The following is a 17,499-nucleotide window of genomic DNA, read 5'->3' as shown; positions in this document are numbered from 1 at the left end:
CCTGCGGCACGCCTGCCCACACGGCCGCGTGAGCGGCGCCGGCCCGCCCGGCCGAGGCAATGGCCGGCACGCACACGGCGCGGCGTACGGCCGCCAAGCCCCGCGCGGCCGGACCGGCGGGTGCCGGGGCGCGCGTCGGCGGTCGGGGGTGGGCCCGCTCGGCCGACGTCTTGCCGAGCGCAGCGGATAGGCTGGGCGGATGACGCGAGCCGAGCAGCCGACGGTCGTGCCCTCCGGGAAGGACCCCGTGAACCCCACCTACGACGAAGCCCTGGCCGCGGACTCCCGCGAGCGGGCGGTGCGCGCCCTGTTGCGCACGCCCCGGCTCCGCCGCCTGTGGAGCGCCCAACTGGTCAGCGGCATCGGGGACGCCCTGGCCCTGCTGGTCCTGGTCCTGCTCGCGCTGCAGGCCGCGGTCGCCGATGCCGCCTTCGGCGGCGGCTACCGCGGCGCCGCGCTCGCCGTCACCACCGTCTTCGGGGTCCGTATCCTCGCCACCCTGCTCACCGGCGCCGTCCTGCTGGGCCCGCTCGACCGGCTCCTCACCCCCAAGGAGCACGGCGGCAAGCTCGACCGCCGCTGGACCATGATCGGCGCGGACGGAGTCCGCATCGCGCTGTTCGTCGTGGCCCCCCTCTGGCTGGACTGGATCCCGGCGCACGCCCTGACCGCCCTCCTCGCGACCGTGTTCGTCGCCGGCGTCGCGGAACGCCTGTGGACCATCGCCAAGGAGAGCGCCGCACCGGCCCTGCTGCCGGAGCCCCCGCCCGAGGGCGCGACCGTACGCCCCCTCCCCGACCACCTCGACGCGCTGCGCCGGCTGACGCTCCGTACGGGCTTCGCCGCGCTGCCCGCGGCCGCGGCCGTACTGCTCGCCGCCACCCTGATCGGTGAGGCGCTGGGCCTGGGCATCGACTGGTTCGCGGAGAACCGCGCGGCCCTCGGCTCGTACGTCGCGGCCGGCCTGTTCGCCGCCTCCGTCTCGCTGCTGCTGCCGCTGGTGCTGCCCGGTGCCAAGACCTCCCGCCCCCGCTCGCCCCTGGAGGGCCTGCGCGCGCCCCGTACCGGGGACCGCCCGGAGAAGGGCCGTACGGGAGCCGTCCCGCTGCTCGTCCTGGCCTGCGCGGCGGTCGCCTCGGCGGTGTCCGGCGCAGTCGCCGTATCGGTCCTGCACGCCTTCGACCTCGGCGGCGGCCCGGCCGGCTTCGCCCTGCTGGTGTTCGCCCTGACCGCCGGCACCGCGGCCGGCATCCGCGCCACCCAGGCCGGCAAGGTGCTGCCCACGCTCTCCCGGCGCCGCCTGCTCGCCCTGGCCATCGCGGTCACCGGGCTCGCGCTGCTGCTGACCGGCCTGGTCGCGGACCTCGCGACCGTCGTGTTCCTGACCGTGCTCGCCGGAATCACCGCCGGTGTTGCGGCGAACACCGGCCACACCCTGATCGACCAGGAGACGGAGGAGTTCCGCCGGGCCCGGGTCACCGAGCACCTGCAGGCCGTCGTACGCGTCGCCATCGCGGTCGGCGCGGTCGCCGCGCCGCTCCTGGCGGCCGCCATCGGCCCGCACCGGCTGGGCGGCGACCGGGTGGTCTTCGTGCACGGCGGCGCGGCGTTCACGCTGATGCTGATCGGCGCGCTGCTGCTGCCGGTGGCGGCGACCGTACTGGCCCGCGCAGACGACCGGAGCGGCGTACCGCTGCGCCGCGACCTGCGGGACGCGCTGCGCGGCGGGGAGCCGCAGCAGGCGCCGTCCGGCACCGGCTTCTTCATCGCCCTGGAGGGCGGCGACGGCGCCGGCAAGTCCACCCAGGTGCAGGCGCTCTCCGACTGGATACGGAGCAAGGGCCACGAGGTGGTGGTGACCCGCGAGCCGGGCGCCACGCCCATCGGCAAGCGGCTGCGCTCGATCCTGCTGGACGTGTCCTCGGCCGGCCTGTCCAACCGGGCGGAGGCACTGCTGTACGCGGCGGACCGCGCCGAGCACGTGGACACCGTGGTCCGGCCGGCCCTGGAACGCGGCGCGGTGGTCATCTCCGACCGCTACATCGACTCGTCCGTCGCCTACCAGGGCGCCGGCCGCGACCTCTCACCGACGGAGATCGCCCGGATCTCGCGGTGGGCGACGACCGGACTGGTCCCGAACCTGACGGTGCTGCTGGACGTGTCGCCGGAGGCGGCCCGCGAGCGGTTCACGGAGGCGCCCGACCGGCTGGAGTCCGAGCCGGCCGAGTTCCACCAGCGGGTGCGCGCCGGATTCCTGACCCTGGCCGCGGCCGACCCGGGGCGCTACCTGGTGGTGGACGCCGGCCAGGACCCGGAGTCGGTCACCACCGTCGTACGCCACCGGCTGGACCGGATGCTGCCGCTCTCGGAGGCGGAGCTGAAGGCACAGGCGGAGGCCCGGCGGAAGGCCGAGGAGGAGGCGAAGCGGAAGGCGGCCGAGGAGGCCGCGGCCGCGGAGGCCGCGCGCAAGGCCGAGGAGGAGCGCCGGCGGGCGGAGGAGGAAGCCGCCCGGAAGGCGGAGGAGGAGCGGCAGCGCGCCGAGGCCGAGGCCCGGGCGGCTGCGGCCGCGGAGGCCGCGCGCAAGGCGGAGGAGGAGCGCCGGCGGGCGGAGGAAGAGGCCGCCCGGAAGGCGGAGGAGGAGCGGCAGCGCGCCGAGGCCGAGCGGCAGCGTGCGGAGGCCGAGCGGCAGCGTGCGGAGGCCGAGCGGCTCCGTGCCGAGGCGGAGGAGAAGGCCCTCCGGGCGGAGCAGGAGCGGCTGCGGAAGCAGGCCGAGGAGGAGGCCCGGCTGCGGGCCGAGGCCGAGCAGAAGCGCCTGGAGAAGCAGCGCCTCGCCGAGCAGGCCCTGCTGAAGGCGGAGGAGGCGCGCCGGCAGGAGGCCGCGGCCGCAGCGGCTGCTGCCGCCGACGCCGTGACCGTCGAGACCCCGGTCGTGGCGACGGGGCCGGACCGCCGGGTGCTGCGGCCGGACGACATCACCGAGACCGTGCCGGTCCCGAAGGTGGACCCGGCGGCCGCGCCGAAGGCGAACCTCCGCAAGCCCGATGCAGCTGCCGGGGCCGGGGCCGAGGCAGACGCCCGGGCCGAGGCCGATCCGGCCGCGGAGACGACGGTGCTGCCCCCCGTACGGCCCGGTGGCGATCCGGCCGCCGAGACGGCCGTGCTGCCGCCCGTACGCCCCGGGGAGTCGCCGGTGGACCGGGTGCCCCCGGGCTTCTTCCGGGACGCCCGGCCGGCCGCTTCCGGGGGCGAGGACGCCACCCGCGAGCTGCCCGTGGTGGACCCGTCGGGCAGCTCCCGGCGCCGGTCCGACTGGGCCGAGGAGACCCCGCTGGACGACCTCCCCACGCTGGCCGACGAGCTGCTCGGGCCGCACCGGGACGGGGACGACGACGAGGGCGAGGGGCGCCCGCCGCGCCGGCGCCGGGGCTGAAGCCGCGCCGGAGGCCGGGGCGGAGGCGGGAGGCCGCCGCGGGCGTGTCCGTACGGGGTGCGGCGGCCTGTCAGTGGCCGCCGCCACAATGGTCGGCGGGGCACGCACCGCGCACATGTACGTGGAAGTGGACGGAGGCGGCGGAATGGCCGTATGGGACGACCTGGTGGGCCAGGAGCGCGTCGAGGCGCAGCTGACCGCGGCCGCGCGGGACGCCGACGTACTGGTCAGCGCGGTCGAGGCGGGGCGGCCGGTGCCCGCCGCGTCCAAGATGACGCACGCCTGGCTGTTCACCGGACCTCCCGGTTCCGGCCGGGACACCGCGGCCCGGGCCTTCGCCGCGGCCCTGCAGTGCACCAGCCCGGACCGAGCCCTCGGCGGCGCGCCCGGCTGCGGTTTCTGCGACGGCTGCCACACCACCCTGGTCGGCACCCACGCGGACGTCCGGATCATCCGTACGGACCTGCTGTCCATCGGCGTCAAGGAGACCCGCGACCTGGTCCGCAGGGCCCAGCTCTCACCGGCCGTGGGCCGCTGGCAGGTCATCGTGCTGGAGGACGCCGACCGGCTCACCGAGGGCGCGGGCAACGTGCTGCTCAAGGCCGTCGAGGAACCGGCCCCGCGGACCGTCTGGCTGCTCTGTGCGCCCTCCCTGGAGGACGTGCTGCCCACCATCCGGTCCCGCTGCCGGCACCTCACCCTGCGCACCCCCTCGGTGGAGTCCGTCGCCGACCTCCTGGTCCGCCGCGACGGCATCGAGCCGACCGTGGCCGCGGCCGCCGCCCGTGCCACCCAGGGGCACATCGAGCGGGCCCGCCGCCTGGCCACCGACGAGCGCGCCCGCGCCCGGCGCGCGGCCGTGCTGCGGCTGCCGCTCCGCACGGACGACGTGGGGGCCTGCCTCAAGGCCGCGCAGGAGCTGGTCGACGCGGCCGCGGAGGACGCCAAGCAGGTCGCGGAGGAGGTCGACGCCAAGGAGACCGAGGACCTGAAGGCCGCGCTGGGCGCCTCCGCCGGGACGGGCGGCCGGATGCCGCGCGGCACGGCGGGCGTGATGAAGGAGCTGGAGGACAAGCAGAAGCGCCGCCGCACCCGCACCCAGCGCGACAGCCTCGACCTCGCGCTCATCGACCTGACCGGTTTCTACCGGGACGTGCTGGCCCTCCAGCTGGGCTCCTCGGTGGCCATCGCCAACGAGGAGATACGGGGCGACCTGGACCGGGTGGCCCGGGCCGGCGGCCCCGAGCGGACCCTGCGCCGCATCGAGGCGATCATCGCCTGCCGGGAAGCGCTGGACCGCAACGTGGCGCCGCTGCTCGCGGTCGAGGCCATGACGATGGCCCTCCGCGCCGGCTGACCACGGCAGGCGCCCCCGGGCCTGCCCCGGACCGCCCCGCGCCGCGCCGTTCTGCCGCCGGCCCCTCCCGGCTCCCTCCCCCACCCCGGTTGACCGCTCACCCGTACGGGCGGGCACCGGCCCCGGGAGGGTGCCGGAAGGGGCCGGGCGGGCGTACCCGGCCGCGCAAGATCACCACTGGGCGGGCGGGAGGACGTACGCTCCAGAGATGGACACCAGTCGTCTGCTGCGCACCACAGGGACCGTGCTCGCAGCCGCCGGTCTGCTGCTCTCCGGGTGCACCACGAGCGGTTCGGCCCAGCGCGCCTCGGCCTCCGCCGGCGGAGCCACCGGCAGCGGCGCGGCCCATGCCGCACCCGCCGTCCCGGAGGAGCCCTCCGCGGCCCTCCGCCCGTACTACGCGCAGAAGCTGCGCTGGCGGGAGTGCGGCGTCCCCGGCTTCGAATGCGCCACGATGAAGGCGCCGCTGGACTACGCGCACCCCTCGTCCGGCCAGGACGTCGAGCTCGCGGTGGCCCGCAAGAAGGCCACCGGCCCCGGCAAGCGGCTCGGCTCCCTCGTGGTCAACCCGGGCGGACCCGGCGGCTCCGGCATCGGCTACCTGCAGGCGTACGCGGGCATCGGATACCCGGCGCAGGTGCGCGCCCGCTACGACATGGTCTCCATCGACCCGCGCGGGGTCGCCCGCAGCTCCCCGGTGGAGTGCCTGACCGGGCCCCGCATGGACGCGTACACCCAGGTCGACCAGACCCCGGACGACGCCGCGGAGCAGGCGAAGCTGGTCGAGGCGTTCAAGGAGTTCGCGGCGGGCTGCCAGGAGCGCTCCCGCCGCGTCCTCCCGCACGTCTCGACGGTGGAGGCGGCCCGGGACCTCGACCTGCTGCGCGGGGTGCTCGGCGACGAGAAGCTGACCTACGTCGGCGCCTCGTACGGCACCCTCCTCGGCGCCACCTACGCCGACCTCTTCCCGGGCCGGGCCGGCCGGCTGGTGCTCGACGGCGCGATGGACCCGACCCGCTCGGCGATCGACCTCAACCGGGACCAGACCGCCGGCTTCGAGACCGCCTTCCGCTCCTTCGCCCGGGACTGCGCCAAGCAGGCCGAATGCCCGCTGGGCCGGGGGAACACCGACCAGGTGGCGCAGCGGCTGAGGGACTTCTTCCGCACCCTCGACGCCAAGCCGGTGCCGACCGGCGAACCCGCCCGCCCGCTCGGCGAGGCCCTCGCCACCACCGGAGTGATCGCCGCGCTGTACGACGAGTCGGCGTGGCCGCAGCTGCGCGAGGCGATCACCCAGGCCATGGACGGCGACGGCGCCGGCCTGCTCAGCCTCGCGGACAGCTACTACGAGCGCGAGCCGGACGGTTCGTACGCCAACCTGATGTACGCCAACGCCGCCGTGAACTGCCTGGACCAGCCGCCGGCCTTCACCGGTCCGGCCGCCGTGACGGCCGCCGTGCCCTCCTTCGAGAAGGCCTCCCCGGTGTTCGGCGCGGGCTTCGCCTGGGCCTCGCTGAACTGCGCGTACTGGCCGGCCAAGGCCACCGGCACGGCCCACCGCCTGGAGGCGAAGGGCGCGCCGCCGATCGTGGTGGTCGGCACCACCCGGGACCCCGCGACCCCGTACAAGTGGGCCCAGGGCCTGGCGGGCCAGCTCGACTCGGGCGTCCTGCTGACGTACGACGGCGACGGCCACACGGCGTACGGGCGTGGCAGCGACTGCATCGACACGGCGATCAACCGCTACCTCCTGGAGGGCACCACACCCGCGGCCGGCAAGAAGTGCTGACCTGCACCCCCGCCCCGCGCCACGGCCGACGACCTGGTGCGGGGCACCTGGATTGACCCTGTAGACTTAGCGCCGCTGCTGATGACAGCCTTTCCGCGATGGGACGATTGTCTGCGCAGCTTGCCGCCTTAGCTCAGTTGGCCAGAGCAACGCACTCGTAATGCGTAGGTCTCGGGTTCGAATCCCGAAGGCGGCTCCGAGAAACCCCAGGCCACATTGCCCGTGACCTGGGGTTTTGCCTTTCCGCTAGGCCCGTCGGCAGGTGGCGGCCGGAGCCTGGAACCCTGTGCGTGAGCATGCGTGAGCGCCGGATCGGGGGAACTGGCCCCGAGCTACCGGCCAGCGCGAAGGGCGGCGGCCGACTCCAAGAGGCCGTCTCGCTCCAGGCGATCAAGCACATCGCCCGCGACCCCGGGCGGATTTCGCCATGAGTCGGCGATCTGTTGGACGGCGGCAAAGACCCTCTGGCGATCGAGGTCGATCTGGGCCAAGACGAAGTCGTCCGCGGAGACGGCTTCGACGTTCCACGTACTCAGCGTCTCGTCGGGGAAGTCCTTGAGGTTGTTGGTGACGATGAGTTGAGCCCGGGACTTGACGGCGGCAGCGAGCACGTGACGGTCATCGGCGTCCGGCAGGTCAAGCGCCGACTCCAAGGGCTCGTAGTCCTTGACGAGGCAGTCCCGGACAGCGCGCATCATCAACTCACGTGTACGGGTCAACCTCGCAGGCTCGAGGTCTGGCCTGTTGGCCTGAAGATTCGCGAAGACCTCATCGAGGATCCGTTCGGTCCATTTGGCCTGCACGAGCCCGGCTTGGGCTATGCGGATCAGAAGATCGCGCAGCGTGCTCGGGTACAGGACGCAGGCGTCGTATACGACGATGAACGCCACGGGGTCAGATCAGCCCCATCTCCTGGTTCAGGCCCGTTAGTTCGTCTGCTGCCGCCCGTCGTTTCTGGTCGTCCTGGCGTTGGTACTCAAGCAGGGACTGCGCCTTGATCCGGCGGTGGGTGCCGACCTTCCGGTAGTCGATTTCGCCAGCGTCCAGCAGTCCGATCAGGAACGGCCGGGACACGTTCAGCATGTCAGCGGCTTGCTGCGTGGTCAGCTCGGCGTGTTCGGGGACGATGGAGACGGCGCGGCCTGCGGCCATGTGGCTCAATACGGTCGCCAGCAGTTCCACGGCCTCTCGGGGCAGCTCAAGATCGGCATTTGCGTCCTCGATCCGGAAGCGGATCCGTTCGGCGCGAGGGGAGCGCGCGAGGGACCTCTTTACGGGCATCAGGGCCCGGGCCGCGAAGTCGGCATTCGCCCCGGACGGGGGCGTGGGCCGAGCGGTCGACGTGCTCATTGAGTGACCGTCCCTTCATGTGGCGTCTGAGTCGCGATGAGGCAACCCTTAACCGCATTATCTGCAGCATTCGCAATAACCGCAACAAGGTTCGTTCTGGTGCCGTGGTGCTGTGGCGAGCGAGGCGGGCGGGTGCGCGGGGGCTGACCGCGCGGCCCGCTACGGCCTGAGGTAGCGCGTACCCGGTCGGGCTTCAGCCCAGATCGGCGTGCTTCTTCGTGATGCGGGCCAGCCATGCCCAGCGGACCAGCCCCCCGAGGGCGAGCGAGACGAGGATCGCGCCCCAGTCGATCACGTGGGGGAGGCCGGGGAAGAAGGCGAAGAAGGCGAAGGACGCGGCGGCGCCGGTGAGGAAGGCGGTGATGCCGGCGCGACGGCGCTTGGCTTCCCACGTGGGTTCCTCGGGGGTGGGCTGGTTGGTGATGTGCGGCTCACTTCGTGATGTGGTGGCACTGGCCGGCCCGACGAACGCCGTTGACGTTGATGTACGCGCAGGCCTTTCCGTAGCGGGGCAGCTTCTGGGGTGCGTTGTCCCGCATCGGGTTGATCTTGCGCTCGGTGTGGGTCTTGCCGCGTGAGGTGCGGTAGATCTTGTTGTCGGTGTCCGCGTAGGTGAAGTCGATGCGCCAGTTGCAGAAACCGGCGTTCAGGGCTCCGACGAAGCCGCAGTCCACGCCGGCGTTCTGGTAGGTGATGTTCTTGCCGTCGCCGCGGATGATGTGGGTGAACATGCATCCCGTAGGGACCTTCATCGTGACGCCTCCGACTTGGTAGTCGAAGGTGGCCACGGGCGTCGAGCCGATGGCGCCGGCGTGCGCCTCGGCTGGAGGTAAGACGGCCAGCGCAGCCGTCGCGGCGAGAGCGGCGATGATGCGTGCTGTGGAGCGCTTGCCCATCGGTGTTCCCTTCTGGCGGAGTGTGTCTGTAGATCGGAACTCCTGCCGTCCGCGCAGGGTGCTGCCCCCGAGAGGTGGTCCACTACGAAGAGTGATCAGCAGATTGGCATGCTGACTACCCGTAACCGTGGCGCCTGGATGCTGATCTCGTGCGTGAGCGCTGCGTGAGCGGACGGGGTGGCACGGGGTGGATTGGGTGGCACGTGGGTTGCGGGGCTTGGGTCTCTGACCTGGGGAAACGGGATTGTGCGACATTTTCCGGCACTAGCCGGGATGATCTTGTCGGGCCTCGTAATGCGTAGGTCTCGGGTTCGAATCCCGAAGGCGGCTCCGAGAAGACCCAGGTCACACCATCCGTGACCTGGGTCTTTCGGTTTTCCGGAGGGCGGTGCGGGGGCACGGCGCCGAGCGGAGAATGGTGCGGGGCGCGCAGGGGAGACGAGGGGAGACGGACATGGGTGACACCGCCGAGGTGCGGGTCGCGGGGGAGCAGGACCTCGACGTGGCCGCGGAGCTGTTCCGCGGGTACCTGGACTTCTACGAGGTGGCGGTCGAAGACCCGGACGGGCCGCGGGCGTTCCTGGCCGAGCGGATGCGGCGCGGGGAGTCCCTGGTGCTGCTGGCGTCCGTGCCGGGGCGGGGCACGGTCGGGTTCGCGCAGGTCTACCGGACCTTCTCGTCGCTCTCGATGGCTCCGCTGTGGGTGCTCAACGACCTGTACGTCGCGCAGGACGGGCGGCGTACCGGGGCGGGGCGGGCGCTGCTGCGCGAGGTGCTGCGGCGGGCCGGGGAGGCCGGGGCGTCCGGGGTGCAGCTGGAGACGGCGTACGACAACGAGGTCGCGCAGTCGCTCTACGAGGCGGACGGCTTCGTCCGCGAGGAGTTCCACGCCTACTTCCACGACCTGGCGGAGATTCCCGGGGACCGCTGAAACATTTTCCCCCAGCCGTCGCGTCGTAGGGGTGGGACGGACGGCTAGGGGGAGCGGATGCGGCAGCGGGGCCGGGAGGGATTCCGGGAGTTCGCGGAGGGGCGGACCGGGCAGCTGTACCGGTCGGCCTGTCTGCTGACCAGCGGGGACACGCATCTCGCCGAGGACCTCGTGCAGGAGACCCTGGGGCGGATGTACCTGCTCTGGGGACGGGCCTCCCGCATCGACAACCCCGCGGCGTACGCGCAGACCGTGCTCGTACGCGCCTTCCTCACCCACCGGCGGCGGCGCTCGGCCGCCGAACGGCCGGTGGGTGAGGTCCCGGACGCGGCCGCCCGAGGCGGGGATCCGGCGCTGCGGATGACCTTGCTGGAGGCCCTGGGGCAGCTGGGGCCCAAGGACCGGGCGGTGCTGGTGCTGCGCTACTGGGAGGACCGCAGCGTGGAGGAGACCGCCGACGTGATGAACGTCAGCTCGTCCGCCGTACGGACCCGCAGCTCGCGCGCGCTCGCCCGCCTGCGGGAGCAACTGGGCGGCAGTCTCACGGAGTTGGCGGCGCGCTGACCCGGGGCCGGATCCGGCCCGTTCATTCGATCGTTCGAGCATTCGCGACCCAATGGTGGAAGGTGGGGGTTCCTCATGCCCTTCGAAGACGACCTCGGCGAAGCCCTCCGGCGGACCGGGGAGGGCTTCACGCCCGATCAGCGCGTCCTGGTGGACGGTGGTGAGCTGCGCGGGCGCCGCATGGTGGCCCGCAGGCGGGCGGCCGTGGTCACCGGCACGGTGCTCGCGATGGCGGCGGTCGGCACCGTCGGCGCCTACGCCGGCGGCCTGTTCGGCAGCGGGGAGGGCGGGGCCGGCGGGGCCGGCGCGGTGAACGTCGCCGCTCCTGCGTCCTCGTCGGGGTCCGGCACGGGGAAGGACGCGTCCGACGGCAAGGGCGACCGTACGGTCGGCACCGGCGCCGTCACGGCCGAGCAGATGGTCGCCACCTTCAAGGCCCTGGTCCCCCAGGGCGGTACGCGCATCACCGACACCGAGGCCCGCGGCACCGACGAGTCCCCGATGGTCAGCGGCGTCTACGACGACGGCAAGGGCAGGGCCGCCATCAGCCTCGCACTGTCGCGCATCGACCCGAACAGCGGCCCGGCGGACCAGATGGTCGTCTGCCCGTCGCAGGCCGTGTTGAGCTTCGACAGCTGCACGTCCGAGAAGCTGGCCGACGGATCCAGGCTGCTGCTGTTCAAGGGATACGAGTACGCCGACCGGCGGGTGGAGACCAAGGTGTGGCGGGCCACGCTGGTCACCCCGCAGGGCTTCCTGCTCGACGCCTCCGAGTGGAACGCACCGGCTGACAAGGGCGCGCCGGTGACCCGGCCCCTCCCGCCCCTGGACCTGACGCAGATGAAGACCCTGGTCACCTCCGACACCTGGCACCCGGCCCTGAACGACCTGCCGCCCGCGCCGGTGGAGAAGCCGATCCCGCCGATGTCCGGCCCGGTGGCGGTGGAGGTGCTGGAGGACCTGGTGGAGCACGGGGCACGGGTCGTCGACAAGGGCGGCGAGGGCACCCACGGCTTCGTCGTGCTCGACGACGGCAAGGGCAAGTCGCTGGTCCAGGTGTCCGCCGAGGCAGGGGGGCTCATGGGCAAGACGCGCGCCCAGCTGTTCGGCGGGCCCGGGGTGACCGTGCTGCCCGACGGCACCAGGGTGAGGGCGGAGCAGAAGCCCGGCGAGAAGGGCGGCAGGAACGTCGTCTGGTGGAGCGTCGACACCCTGCGCCCCGACGGCAGGCGGGTCCTGGTCTCCGCCTTCAACACCGGCAACCAGGACACCGCGGCCACCCGCGCCGAACCGGCCCTGACGATGGAGCAGCTCAAGCAGATCGCGCTCAGCCCGAAGTGGTTCCACTGAGCGGGGCCGGGCGCGCGGCTGGTCGTCATCGCGCGTCCGCGTAGCACTCCACCACGGCCGTCGTGAACGGGAACCGGACCGGGGTCTCGCCGAAGGCGATGCGTCCGGCCCGGTCGGCGGCGGCCCGGATCAGCCCGGTGACGGCCTCCGCCTCCTCCGCCGGGCAGTGCACGATCACCTCGTCGTGCTGGAAGAAGACCAGTTCGGCACGGAGTCCGCCGGCCGCGATGGCCTGGCGCAGCGCGGCGAGCATCAGCAGGGCCCAGTCGGCGGCACTGCCCTGCACGACGAAGTTGCGGGTGAAGCGGCCGCGGGCCCGGGTGTTGGTGGAGGCGTAGCCCGGCGTCCACTCGTCGCCGCCGGCCGCCCCGCCCTCGCCGCCGTACCCGTCCCCGGCCTCCTCGCCGGGCCCGGCCGCCTGGGGGATGCCGGCCTCTTCGCCGGCCTCGCCGGAGCCGGCCGCGGGCGGGCAGGTGCGGCCCAGCCAGGTCCGTACGAGGCGGCCCTCCTCGCCGGCCCGCGCGGCCTCGTCGACGTACGCGACCGCGCGCGGGAAGCGGCGGCGCAGGGCGGCCAGGTTCTTCAGGCCGTCGCCGGAGGTCTGGCCGTACACCGCGCCGAGCACGGCCAGCTTGGCCTGGTCGCGGTCGCCGGAGAAGCCGTGCCGGGAGACCGAGGCGTACAGGTCCTCCGGGCGGCCCGCGATCTCCATCAGGCCGGGGTCCCGGGAGATCGCGGCGAGGACGCGCGGTTCCATCTGGTCGGCGTCGGCGACGACGAGCCGCCAGCCGGGGTCGGCGACCACGGCCCGCCGGATCACCTTGGGGATCTGCAGGGCACCGCCGCCGTTGGTCACCCAGCGGCCGGTGACCGTGCCGCCCGGGACGTACTCGGGCCGGAACCGGCCCTCGTGCACCCAGTCCTTGAGCCAGCTCCAGCCGTGGGCGGTGTAGATCCGGTACAGCTTCTTGTAGGCGATCAGCGGTGCCACGGCGGGGTGGTCGAGCTCCTGGAGCTCCCAGCGCCGGGTGGACCGCAGCCTGATGCCGTCCCCGGCGAACGCCTTGACGACGTCCGCCGGGAGATCGGGGCGGACACGGCGGCCGAAGGCGGCCGACACCTGGTCGGCGAGCTCGGCGAGGCGGCGCGGCTCGCCGCCGCCCGCGTACCGCTCCCCGAGCAGCTCGGTCAGCAGGGCGCGGTGTACGTCGGCCCGCCAGGGCAGACCGGCCCGGTGCATCTCGGAGGCCACCAGGAAACCGGCGGACTCGGCGGCGGTCAGCAGGTGCAGCCGGTCGGGGTGCCCGGTGGCGTCGTGCCGGCGCATCTGGTCGGCATAGACCGCGAGCAGGGCCTCGGGCGGGAGCGGGGCGGCCGGCTGCGGGTCGAAGAGGGAGGACTGGGTACGGCCGCCGGGCTCGGCGGCGCGCTGCGGCGGATCCGGCGGTACGGGGCTGTCGGTGAGCCGCGCCCAGGCGGCTGCGGCGGACCGGGGGAGGCCGGACCGCCCCTCGTGCCCGAGGAGCAGCGCCTCGGCGGCCTCGATGTCGTAACAGCGCTCGACGCGGATGCCGGCGGCGAGGAGGCGGGGGTAGACGGCGGCGGTGGACCGCCATACCCAGCGGGTGTGGGGCGGGGCGGTGCGCACGGCGGTGGCGGGGTCGGGTGCGGGTGCGGGTGTGGCCTGGCCGTGGCCCGGCCCCTGACCCGCCGCCCCTGCGGCCGGGGCGGGGCCGGGCCACGGGGTGGGGACGGGCATGGCGATCCAGCGGCCGTCGCCGTCCTCGGCGAGCAGCCGGCGGGCTGCCGGTTCGCTCATGAGTGCGAGTGTGGCAGCCGCCTCCGACAACCGGGTCGCGGCGCGCGGGTCCGCCCACCCCGACGTGGCGCTCCCGGCGAGCGGGTCCGCGGGGGCGCGGTCGGGCCCGCGGAGCTCCGCCCGTCCCGGGGGCGGCCCCATGAGCGGGGTCGGGGGTGCGGGGGAGCTGCGCGAGCCCTCGCGGGACCGGGGGTGCCGTGTGCCCACCTCCCCCCCGGACTCCGTCCGGGGGGGACCCCCACCCCCACGTTCTCGACTTCGCTCGAACAGGGGCCCCCATCGCCCTGCGGCACGCCTGCCCACACGGCGTGGCGTACGGCCGCCGTGCCCCGACACGGCCGGGGCACGGCCGGTAGGTACACGGGGGCGGCATCGGGCCCGTGGGCCCGCACGGGGGCGGCATGCGGGAGTGCGGGAGAGGGAGGCAGGAGAGTGGGTGAGAGGGTGGAGGGGTGATGTCGAAGAGTCCCGTCGAGACCGTCGAGCGTGCTTTTGCCGCGGCCCTTTACGCCCAGGACGATGCCGGGCTGGACGCCGGGGCCTCGCTGATCGCCGCCGATGCGTCCGGCTGGGGGCCGGTCGGTCAGGTCCTGCTCTCCCGCGGCCAGGCCTACGTACGGCAGGCGTGGGAACGGGGATGGCAGCCCGCCGACGTCCTCCGCCTGGTCCGGCGCGACCTCGACCCGCGACACCAGCGGATCACCGAGGACCTCTTCGCCGCGGAGGGCCGCCGTTATGCGCGCCTGCCCGCCCGCTGGACCGCCCACGAGGCGTGGTGGGGCGGGGACGAGTCGTACGCCGAACAGCTCGCGCGACGCGAGAAGGCGGACCGGTTCGCGCTCGCCACCGCCGTCCTGGAGGTGCTGCGGCTGCTGATCCGGCTGCCGTCGATCGAACCGGTCGGCCCGGTCCCGGGAGACCCGGCGGACCTGCCCGAGGCCGCACACATGGAGCCGCGCATGCTGGCCCGCATCAGGGCCCTGCTCGCCAAGGCCGAGGCGACGAACTTCCCCGAGGAGGCGGAGGCGCTCAGCGCGAAGGCGCAGGAGCTGATGGCCCGGCACACGGTGGACGAAGCGCTGCTGGCGGTCCGGGGCGGCGGACCGGCGCAGACCCCGGGGGCTTGCCGGATCGGGGTGGAACCGCCGTACGAGGAGGCGAAGGCGGTGCTGCTCGACGCGGTCGCCACGGCGAACCGCTGCCGCGCGGTGTGGAACAGCTCCTTCGAGTTCTCCACGGTGGTGGGCTTCGAGAGCGACCTGGAGGCGGTCGAGCTCCTGTACACCTCGCTGCTGGTGCAGGGCACGGCGGCGATGACCCGTGCGGAGGCCGGCCAGCGGGCCGGCGGACGTAAACGGACCAAGACGTTCCGACAGTCCTTCCTCCTGGCCTACGCCAGCCGGCTGGGCCACCGGCTGGCCGAGACGGCCGAGCACGCCGCGGAAGCAGCGGCGGACGAGGCGGCCGGGACGGCGGACAGTGCGGGGCTGCTGCCCGCGCTGGTCGCCCGGGACGTCGCGGTGGGGGAGCGGGCGGAGGAGATGTTCCCGCGCACCACGACGACCCGGCTGCGCGGAGCGACCGACCACGCGGGCTGGCAGGACGGCACGGCGGCCGCCGACGCGGCACAGATGGGGCGCAGGCGCCCCGAGGTCCCCTCACGGCGCCGATGACGGTCTCGCGGCCGGGGGCCTGACGACCCGGCGCCCGAAAATCGCTTCGGGTCGTGCTGTGGGCATCCCTACTGTGACGCGGTGACAACTCAGGTGATCGTGCTGAACGGTGGCTCCAGCTCGGGCAAGTCCGGGATCGTCCGGTGCCTGCAGGAGATCCTGCCGGAACCGTGGCTGGCCGCCGCCGTCGACTCACTGGTGGACGCGATGCCCGTGTCCATGCGGGAGTCCTCCGAGGGCATCGAGTTCGCGCCGGACGGCGAGGTCGGCATCGGCCCGCAGTTCCGCGCGCTGGAAGCGGCCTGGATGGTGGGCGTCGCCGCGATGGCCCGCGCCGGCGCCCGGATCATCGTCGACGACGTCTTCCTCGGCGGGGCGGAGTCCCAGGACCGCTGGCGGAAGGCCCTGGACGGCCTTGAGGTCCTCTGGGTCGGCGTCCGGTGCGCGCCGGAGGTCGCGGCGGCCCGCGAGATCGCCCGTGGGGACCGGGCCCGGGGGATGGCGGCGGGGCAGGCGGAGCTGGTGCACCGCGCCGTGCGGTACGACCTGGAGGTCGATACGACGGCGGCGGAGGCGTTGGCCTGCGCGCGGGTGATCGCTGCGCGGGTGGGTTGAACGGGGCGATGGCGGCCGGCGCTCCGCGCGTGCGCCCTGCCGCGCTCCGCGCGGGGGTTTCCAGGCTGCCCCATCCGCACGCCCACGCGAAGCCAGGCCCACCCCCGCCCCACCCACCCCGCCCCCTCAAGCGCAGTCCGGAGTACGTACATTGGCTACAAGCGCTGCGCTTTGCTCCGTAAGTTCGCATCCGATCGGGGCAAGATCCGGAGCCGACAGGTGTCCCGCATGCGTGTGCGTCAGCAGTGTGACCTGGACCGAGCCACCGGAAGCACCCGCGAAACGGCTCTGCCGCCCCGCGAACCCACCGGTAAGTGATCAAGGGACCACCCCGCGTGCACGTGCATCTGCCCATGCATACGCCCATGAACACAGCTATGATCCGGTGCAGTTGACATCTGCTTTCGGGGGCTTCCTGTGGACCACGCGTACAACGGGATGGCAGCTGCAGAACTGGCTTCTATGTACGGCCTGACCTGGCAGAAGAGCAGGCACAGCAACTCGCAGGGTTCCTGTGTGGAGTTCGCCAAGCTGCCGGGCGGCGACGTTGCCGTGCGCAATTCGCGGTTCCCGGACGGGCCTGCGCTCGTCTACACGCCGGCCGAGATAGAAGCGCTGTTGCTGGGTGCCAAGGACGGTGAATTCGATCACCTCATCAGCTGATCGCTGACCCACCGGGCGAGCCGCCGCCGACCGGCAGAACCCTCAAGATCGCGCCATGCACGTGCACTGGCCGGGACCGATCGCAGTGATCAGTCCCGGCCACTGTGGCGTGTAAGTCGTGCTCAAGCCCCGCTCGGTCCCCGCTCAGTCCTGCAGCCGGAACAGCGCCCAGACGACCTTGCCCGTCAGGCGACCGGCGAGCGGGTGCCAGCCCCAGCTGTCGCTGTAGGAGTCCACGAGGAACAGCCCGCGCCCGGACTCCGCGTCGCAGTTCTCGTCCGTCTTCTCCGGCGCGAACGACCCCCCTGGGGTGTCCTCGCTGGGATCCCGGACCGCGCACACGAGCCGCGTGCTCCAGCGCATCAGGTGCAACCGGACCGGCGGCTCGGGCTCCCGCCCCGGCTCCCGCCCGGACTCCCGCCCCGGCTCCCGGCCAGGCGCCCGGCCCGGCTCCACGACCAGCCCCCCACCGAGGCCCCCACCCAGCTCGCACCCCGGTTCCCCGCCCGGCCCGTCCTGCGGCAGCGCATGCCGCAGCGCGTTGGTGACGAGTTCGGAGACGACCAGGGCCACGTCGTCGAAGCGCTCCTCCAGCCCCCACTGGCCCAGGGTCGACCTGGTGAAGGAACGGGCGCCGCGCACGGCCTCGTAGCGGGCGGGCAGCGCACAGGAAGCGGACCCGGAGACGGCCGTGGGGTCGACCGGGGGCAGCCCCTGCCGTAACGGCTCGAGCATGGTCGATCCATTCATCCCCATGCGAGGCACTCCCGGGATTCGCGGACGGAGCGGTTGGCTGTGTCCAGGAAAGAACTGCGGGGTGGGTCCCGCGCCGGCGCGGAAAGCACGCAGGTGCGCGGCACCATCGTTCCCAATGCCGCAGCCGGATGCAAGGGCAGATGCACGTGCACGCGCCCCAACTGTCCGCTCCCGTGATGGTTCTTGGGCATTTCTTCCGCCGTTCACTTACGGACTTCTTTTCCGTGAAGCCGGATTCCGTTACAGAACGAGTACGGCCCGATGCGTTTTGGTGGCAGACTTCGGGCCCTGGGCATACGGGGGTCC

15 protein-coding genes and 1 tRNA gene are annotated in these 17,499 nt (G+C 73.5%); 11 read left to right on the top strand and 5 right to left on the bottom strand.

Going from position 1 to position 17,499, the window contains the following annotated elements; genetic code table 11:
* The first annotated feature begins 199 nt into the window (after positions 1-199).
* The 4 genes from tmk to AB0O36_RS17720 all read left to right on the top strand — a co-directional run bounded on the left by tmk (position 200) and on the right by AB0O36_RS17720 (position 6,772).
* Positions 200-3,430 (top strand): dTMP kinase, encoded by a 3,231-nt coding sequence (gene tmk, locus AB0O36_RS17735; protein WP_365110760.1) that lies wholly within the window; start codon positions 200-202, stop codon positions 3,428-3,430.
* 145 nt (positions 3,431-3,575) lie between these two features.
* Positions 3,576-4,787, top strand: coding sequence for a DNA polymerase III subunit delta' (locus AB0O36_RS17730; protein WP_365111022.1), 1,212 nt, complete (start codon positions 3,576-3,578; stop codon positions 4,785-4,787).
* Between the two features lie 208 nt (positions 4,788-4,995).
* Entirely contained in the window at positions 4,996-6,576 is a 1,581-nt protein-coding gene (locus AB0O36_RS17725) for an alpha/beta hydrolase (RefSeq protein WP_365110757.1), read from the top strand.
* A 122-nt stretch (positions 6,577-6,698) separates the two neighbouring features.
* A tRNA-Thr gene (locus tag AB0O36_RS17720) sits at positions 6,699-6,772 on the top strand.
* Between the two features lie 136 nt (positions 6,773-6,908).
* Here the strand turns inward: AB0O36_RS17720 and AB0O36_RS17715 are convergent.
* The 3 genes from AB0O36_RS17715 to AB0O36_RS17705 all read right to left on the bottom strand — a co-directional run bounded on the left by AB0O36_RS17715 (position 6,909) and on the right by AB0O36_RS17705 (position 8,822).
* A complete protein-coding gene (locus tag AB0O36_RS17715) occupies positions 6,909-7,466 on the bottom strand; it encodes a PIN domain-containing protein (RefSeq protein ID WP_365110755.1) in 558 nt (185 codons plus the stop codon).
* Between the two features lie 4 nt (positions 7,467-7,470).
* Positions 7,471-7,926, bottom strand: a complete 456-nt coding sequence (locus tag AB0O36_RS17710; RefSeq protein ID WP_365110752.1) for a helix-turn-helix domain-containing protein — start codon at positions 7,924-7,926, stop codon at positions 7,471-7,473.
* A 431-nt stretch (positions 7,927-8,357) separates the two neighbouring features.
* Positions 8,358-8,822 (bottom strand): hypothetical protein, encoded by a 465-nt coding sequence (locus AB0O36_RS17705; protein ID WP_365110749.1) that lies wholly within the window; start codon positions 8,820-8,822, stop codon positions 8,358-8,360.
* Positions 8,823-9,276: 454 nt separating this feature from the next.
* Here AB0O36_RS17705 and AB0O36_RS17700 point away from each other — a divergent pair, with 454 nt between their 5' ends.
* The 3 genes from AB0O36_RS17700 to AB0O36_RS17690 all read left to right on the top strand — a co-directional run bounded on the left by AB0O36_RS17700 (position 9,277) and on the right by AB0O36_RS17690 (position 11,667).
* Complete coding sequence (locus tag AB0O36_RS17700; protein ID WP_365110746.1) at positions 9,277-9,753, top strand: GNAT family N-acetyltransferase; 477 nt, start codon at positions 9,277-9,279, stop codon at positions 9,751-9,753.
* A gap of 57 nt (positions 9,754-9,810) precedes the next feature.
* On the top strand, positions 9,811-10,317 hold the full coding sequence (locus AB0O36_RS17695; RefSeq protein ID WP_365110745.1) for a SigE family RNA polymerase sigma factor: 507 nt from the start codon (positions 9,811-9,813) through the stop codon (positions 10,315-10,317).
* A 75-nt stretch (positions 10,318-10,392) separates the two neighbouring features.
* Positions 10,393-11,667, top strand: a complete 1,275-nt coding sequence (locus AB0O36_RS17690) for a hypothetical protein (RefSeq protein ID WP_365110742.1) — start codon at positions 10,393-10,395, stop codon at positions 11,665-11,667.
* Between the two features lie 25 nt (positions 11,668-11,692).
* Here AB0O36_RS17690 and AB0O36_RS17685 read toward each other — a convergent pair whose 3' ends face one another.
* Positions 11,693-13,486, bottom strand: a complete 1,794-nt coding sequence (locus AB0O36_RS17685; RefSeq protein ID WP_365110739.1) for a bifunctional 3'-5' exonuclease/DNA polymerase — start codon at positions 13,484-13,486, stop codon at positions 11,693-11,695.
* 455 nt (positions 13,487-13,941) lie between these two features.
* Here AB0O36_RS17685 and AB0O36_RS17680 point away from each other — a divergent pair, with 455 nt between their 5' ends.
* The 4 genes from AB0O36_RS17680 (at position 13,942) to AB0O36_RS17665 (ending at position 16,437) form a co-directional block, all read left to right on the top strand.
* Positions 13,942-15,159 (top strand): DUF2786 domain-containing protein, encoded by a 1,218-nt coding sequence (locus tag AB0O36_RS17680; RefSeq protein WP_365110736.1) that lies wholly within the window; start codon positions 13,942-13,944, stop codon positions 15,157-15,159.
* A gap of 81 nt (positions 15,160-15,240) precedes the next feature.
* A complete protein-coding gene (gene cpt / locus AB0O36_RS17675; protein ID WP_365110733.1) occupies positions 15,241-15,774 on the top strand; it encodes a chloramphenicol phosphotransferase CPT in 534 nt (177 codons plus the stop codon).
* A 36-nt stretch (positions 15,775-15,810) separates the two neighbouring features.
* Positions 15,811-16,092, top strand: a complete 282-nt coding sequence (locus AB0O36_RS17670) for a bS18 family ribosomal protein (RefSeq protein ID WP_365111020.1) — start codon at positions 15,811-15,813, stop codon at positions 16,090-16,092.
* A gap of 99 nt (positions 16,093-16,191) precedes the next feature.
* Entirely contained in the window at positions 16,192-16,437 is a 246-nt protein-coding gene (locus AB0O36_RS17665; RefSeq protein ID WP_365110730.1) for a DUF397 domain-containing protein, read from the top strand.
* A gap of 144 nt (positions 16,438-16,581) precedes the next feature.
* On the opposite strand, the gene AB0O36_RS17660 is transcribed toward AB0O36_RS17665, so the two are convergent.
* Positions 16,582-17,193: an ATP-binding protein gene (locus tag AB0O36_RS17660; RefSeq protein WP_365110728.1), complete on the bottom strand. Its 612-nt coding sequence runs from the start codon at positions 17,191-17,193 to the stop codon at positions 16,582-16,584.
* Between the last annotated feature and the right edge of the window lie 306 nt (positions 17,194-17,499).

Origin of the sequence: Streptomyces sp. NPDC089799 (genome assembly GCF_040684755.1) — a bacterium.
Lineage (GTDB): Bacteria > Actinomycetota > Actinomycetes > Streptomycetales > Streptomycetaceae > Streptomyces.
Note: the sequence above shows the minus strand (reverse complement) of the source record. Positions and strands in the feature narration are given on the sequence as shown.

Excerpts from the sequence above, each read along its gene's own strand:
- tmk (WP_365110760.1), top strand. The coding sequence starts at position 200 with ATGACGCGAGCCGAGCAGCCGACGGTCGTGCCCTCCGGGAAGGACCCC.
- AB0O36_RS17730 (WP_365111022.1), top strand. The coding sequence starts at position 3,576 with ATGGCCGTATGGGACGACCTGGTGGGCCAGGAGCGCGTCGAGGCGCAG.
- AB0O36_RS17725 (WP_365110757.1), top strand. The coding sequence starts at position 4,996 with ATGGACACCAGTCGTCTGCTGCGCACCACAGGGACCGTGCTCGCAGCC.
- AB0O36_RS17710 (WP_365110752.1), bottom strand. The coding sequence starts at position 7,926 with ATGAGCACGTCGACCGCTCGGCCCACGCCCCCGTCCGGGGCGAATGCC.
- AB0O36_RS17705 (WP_365110749.1), bottom strand. The coding sequence starts at position 8,822 with ATGGGCAAGCGCTCCACAGCACGCATCATCGCCGCTCTCGCCGCGACG.
- AB0O36_RS17700 (WP_365110746.1), top strand. The coding sequence starts at position 9,277 with ATGGGTGACACCGCCGAGGTGCGGGTCGCGGGGGAGCAGGACCTCGAC.
- AB0O36_RS17695 (WP_365110745.1), top strand. The coding sequence starts at position 9,811 with ATGCGGCAGCGGGGCCGGGAGGGATTCCGGGAGTTCGCGGAGGGGCGG.
- AB0O36_RS17690 (WP_365110742.1), top strand. The coding sequence starts at position 10,393 with ATGCCCTTCGAAGACGACCTCGGCGAAGCCCTCCGGCGGACCGGGGAG.
- AB0O36_RS17685 (WP_365110739.1), bottom strand. The coding sequence starts at position 13,486 with ATGAGCGAACCGGCAGCCCGCCGGCTGCTCGCCGAGGACGGCGACGGC.
- AB0O36_RS17680 (WP_365110736.1), top strand. The coding sequence starts at position 13,942 with ATGTCGAAGAGTCCCGTCGAGACCGTCGAGCGTGCTTTTGCCGCGGCC.
- AB0O36_RS17660 (WP_365110728.1), bottom strand. The coding sequence starts at position 17,193 with ATGGGGATGAATGGATCGACCATGCTCGAGCCGTTACGGCAGGGGCTG.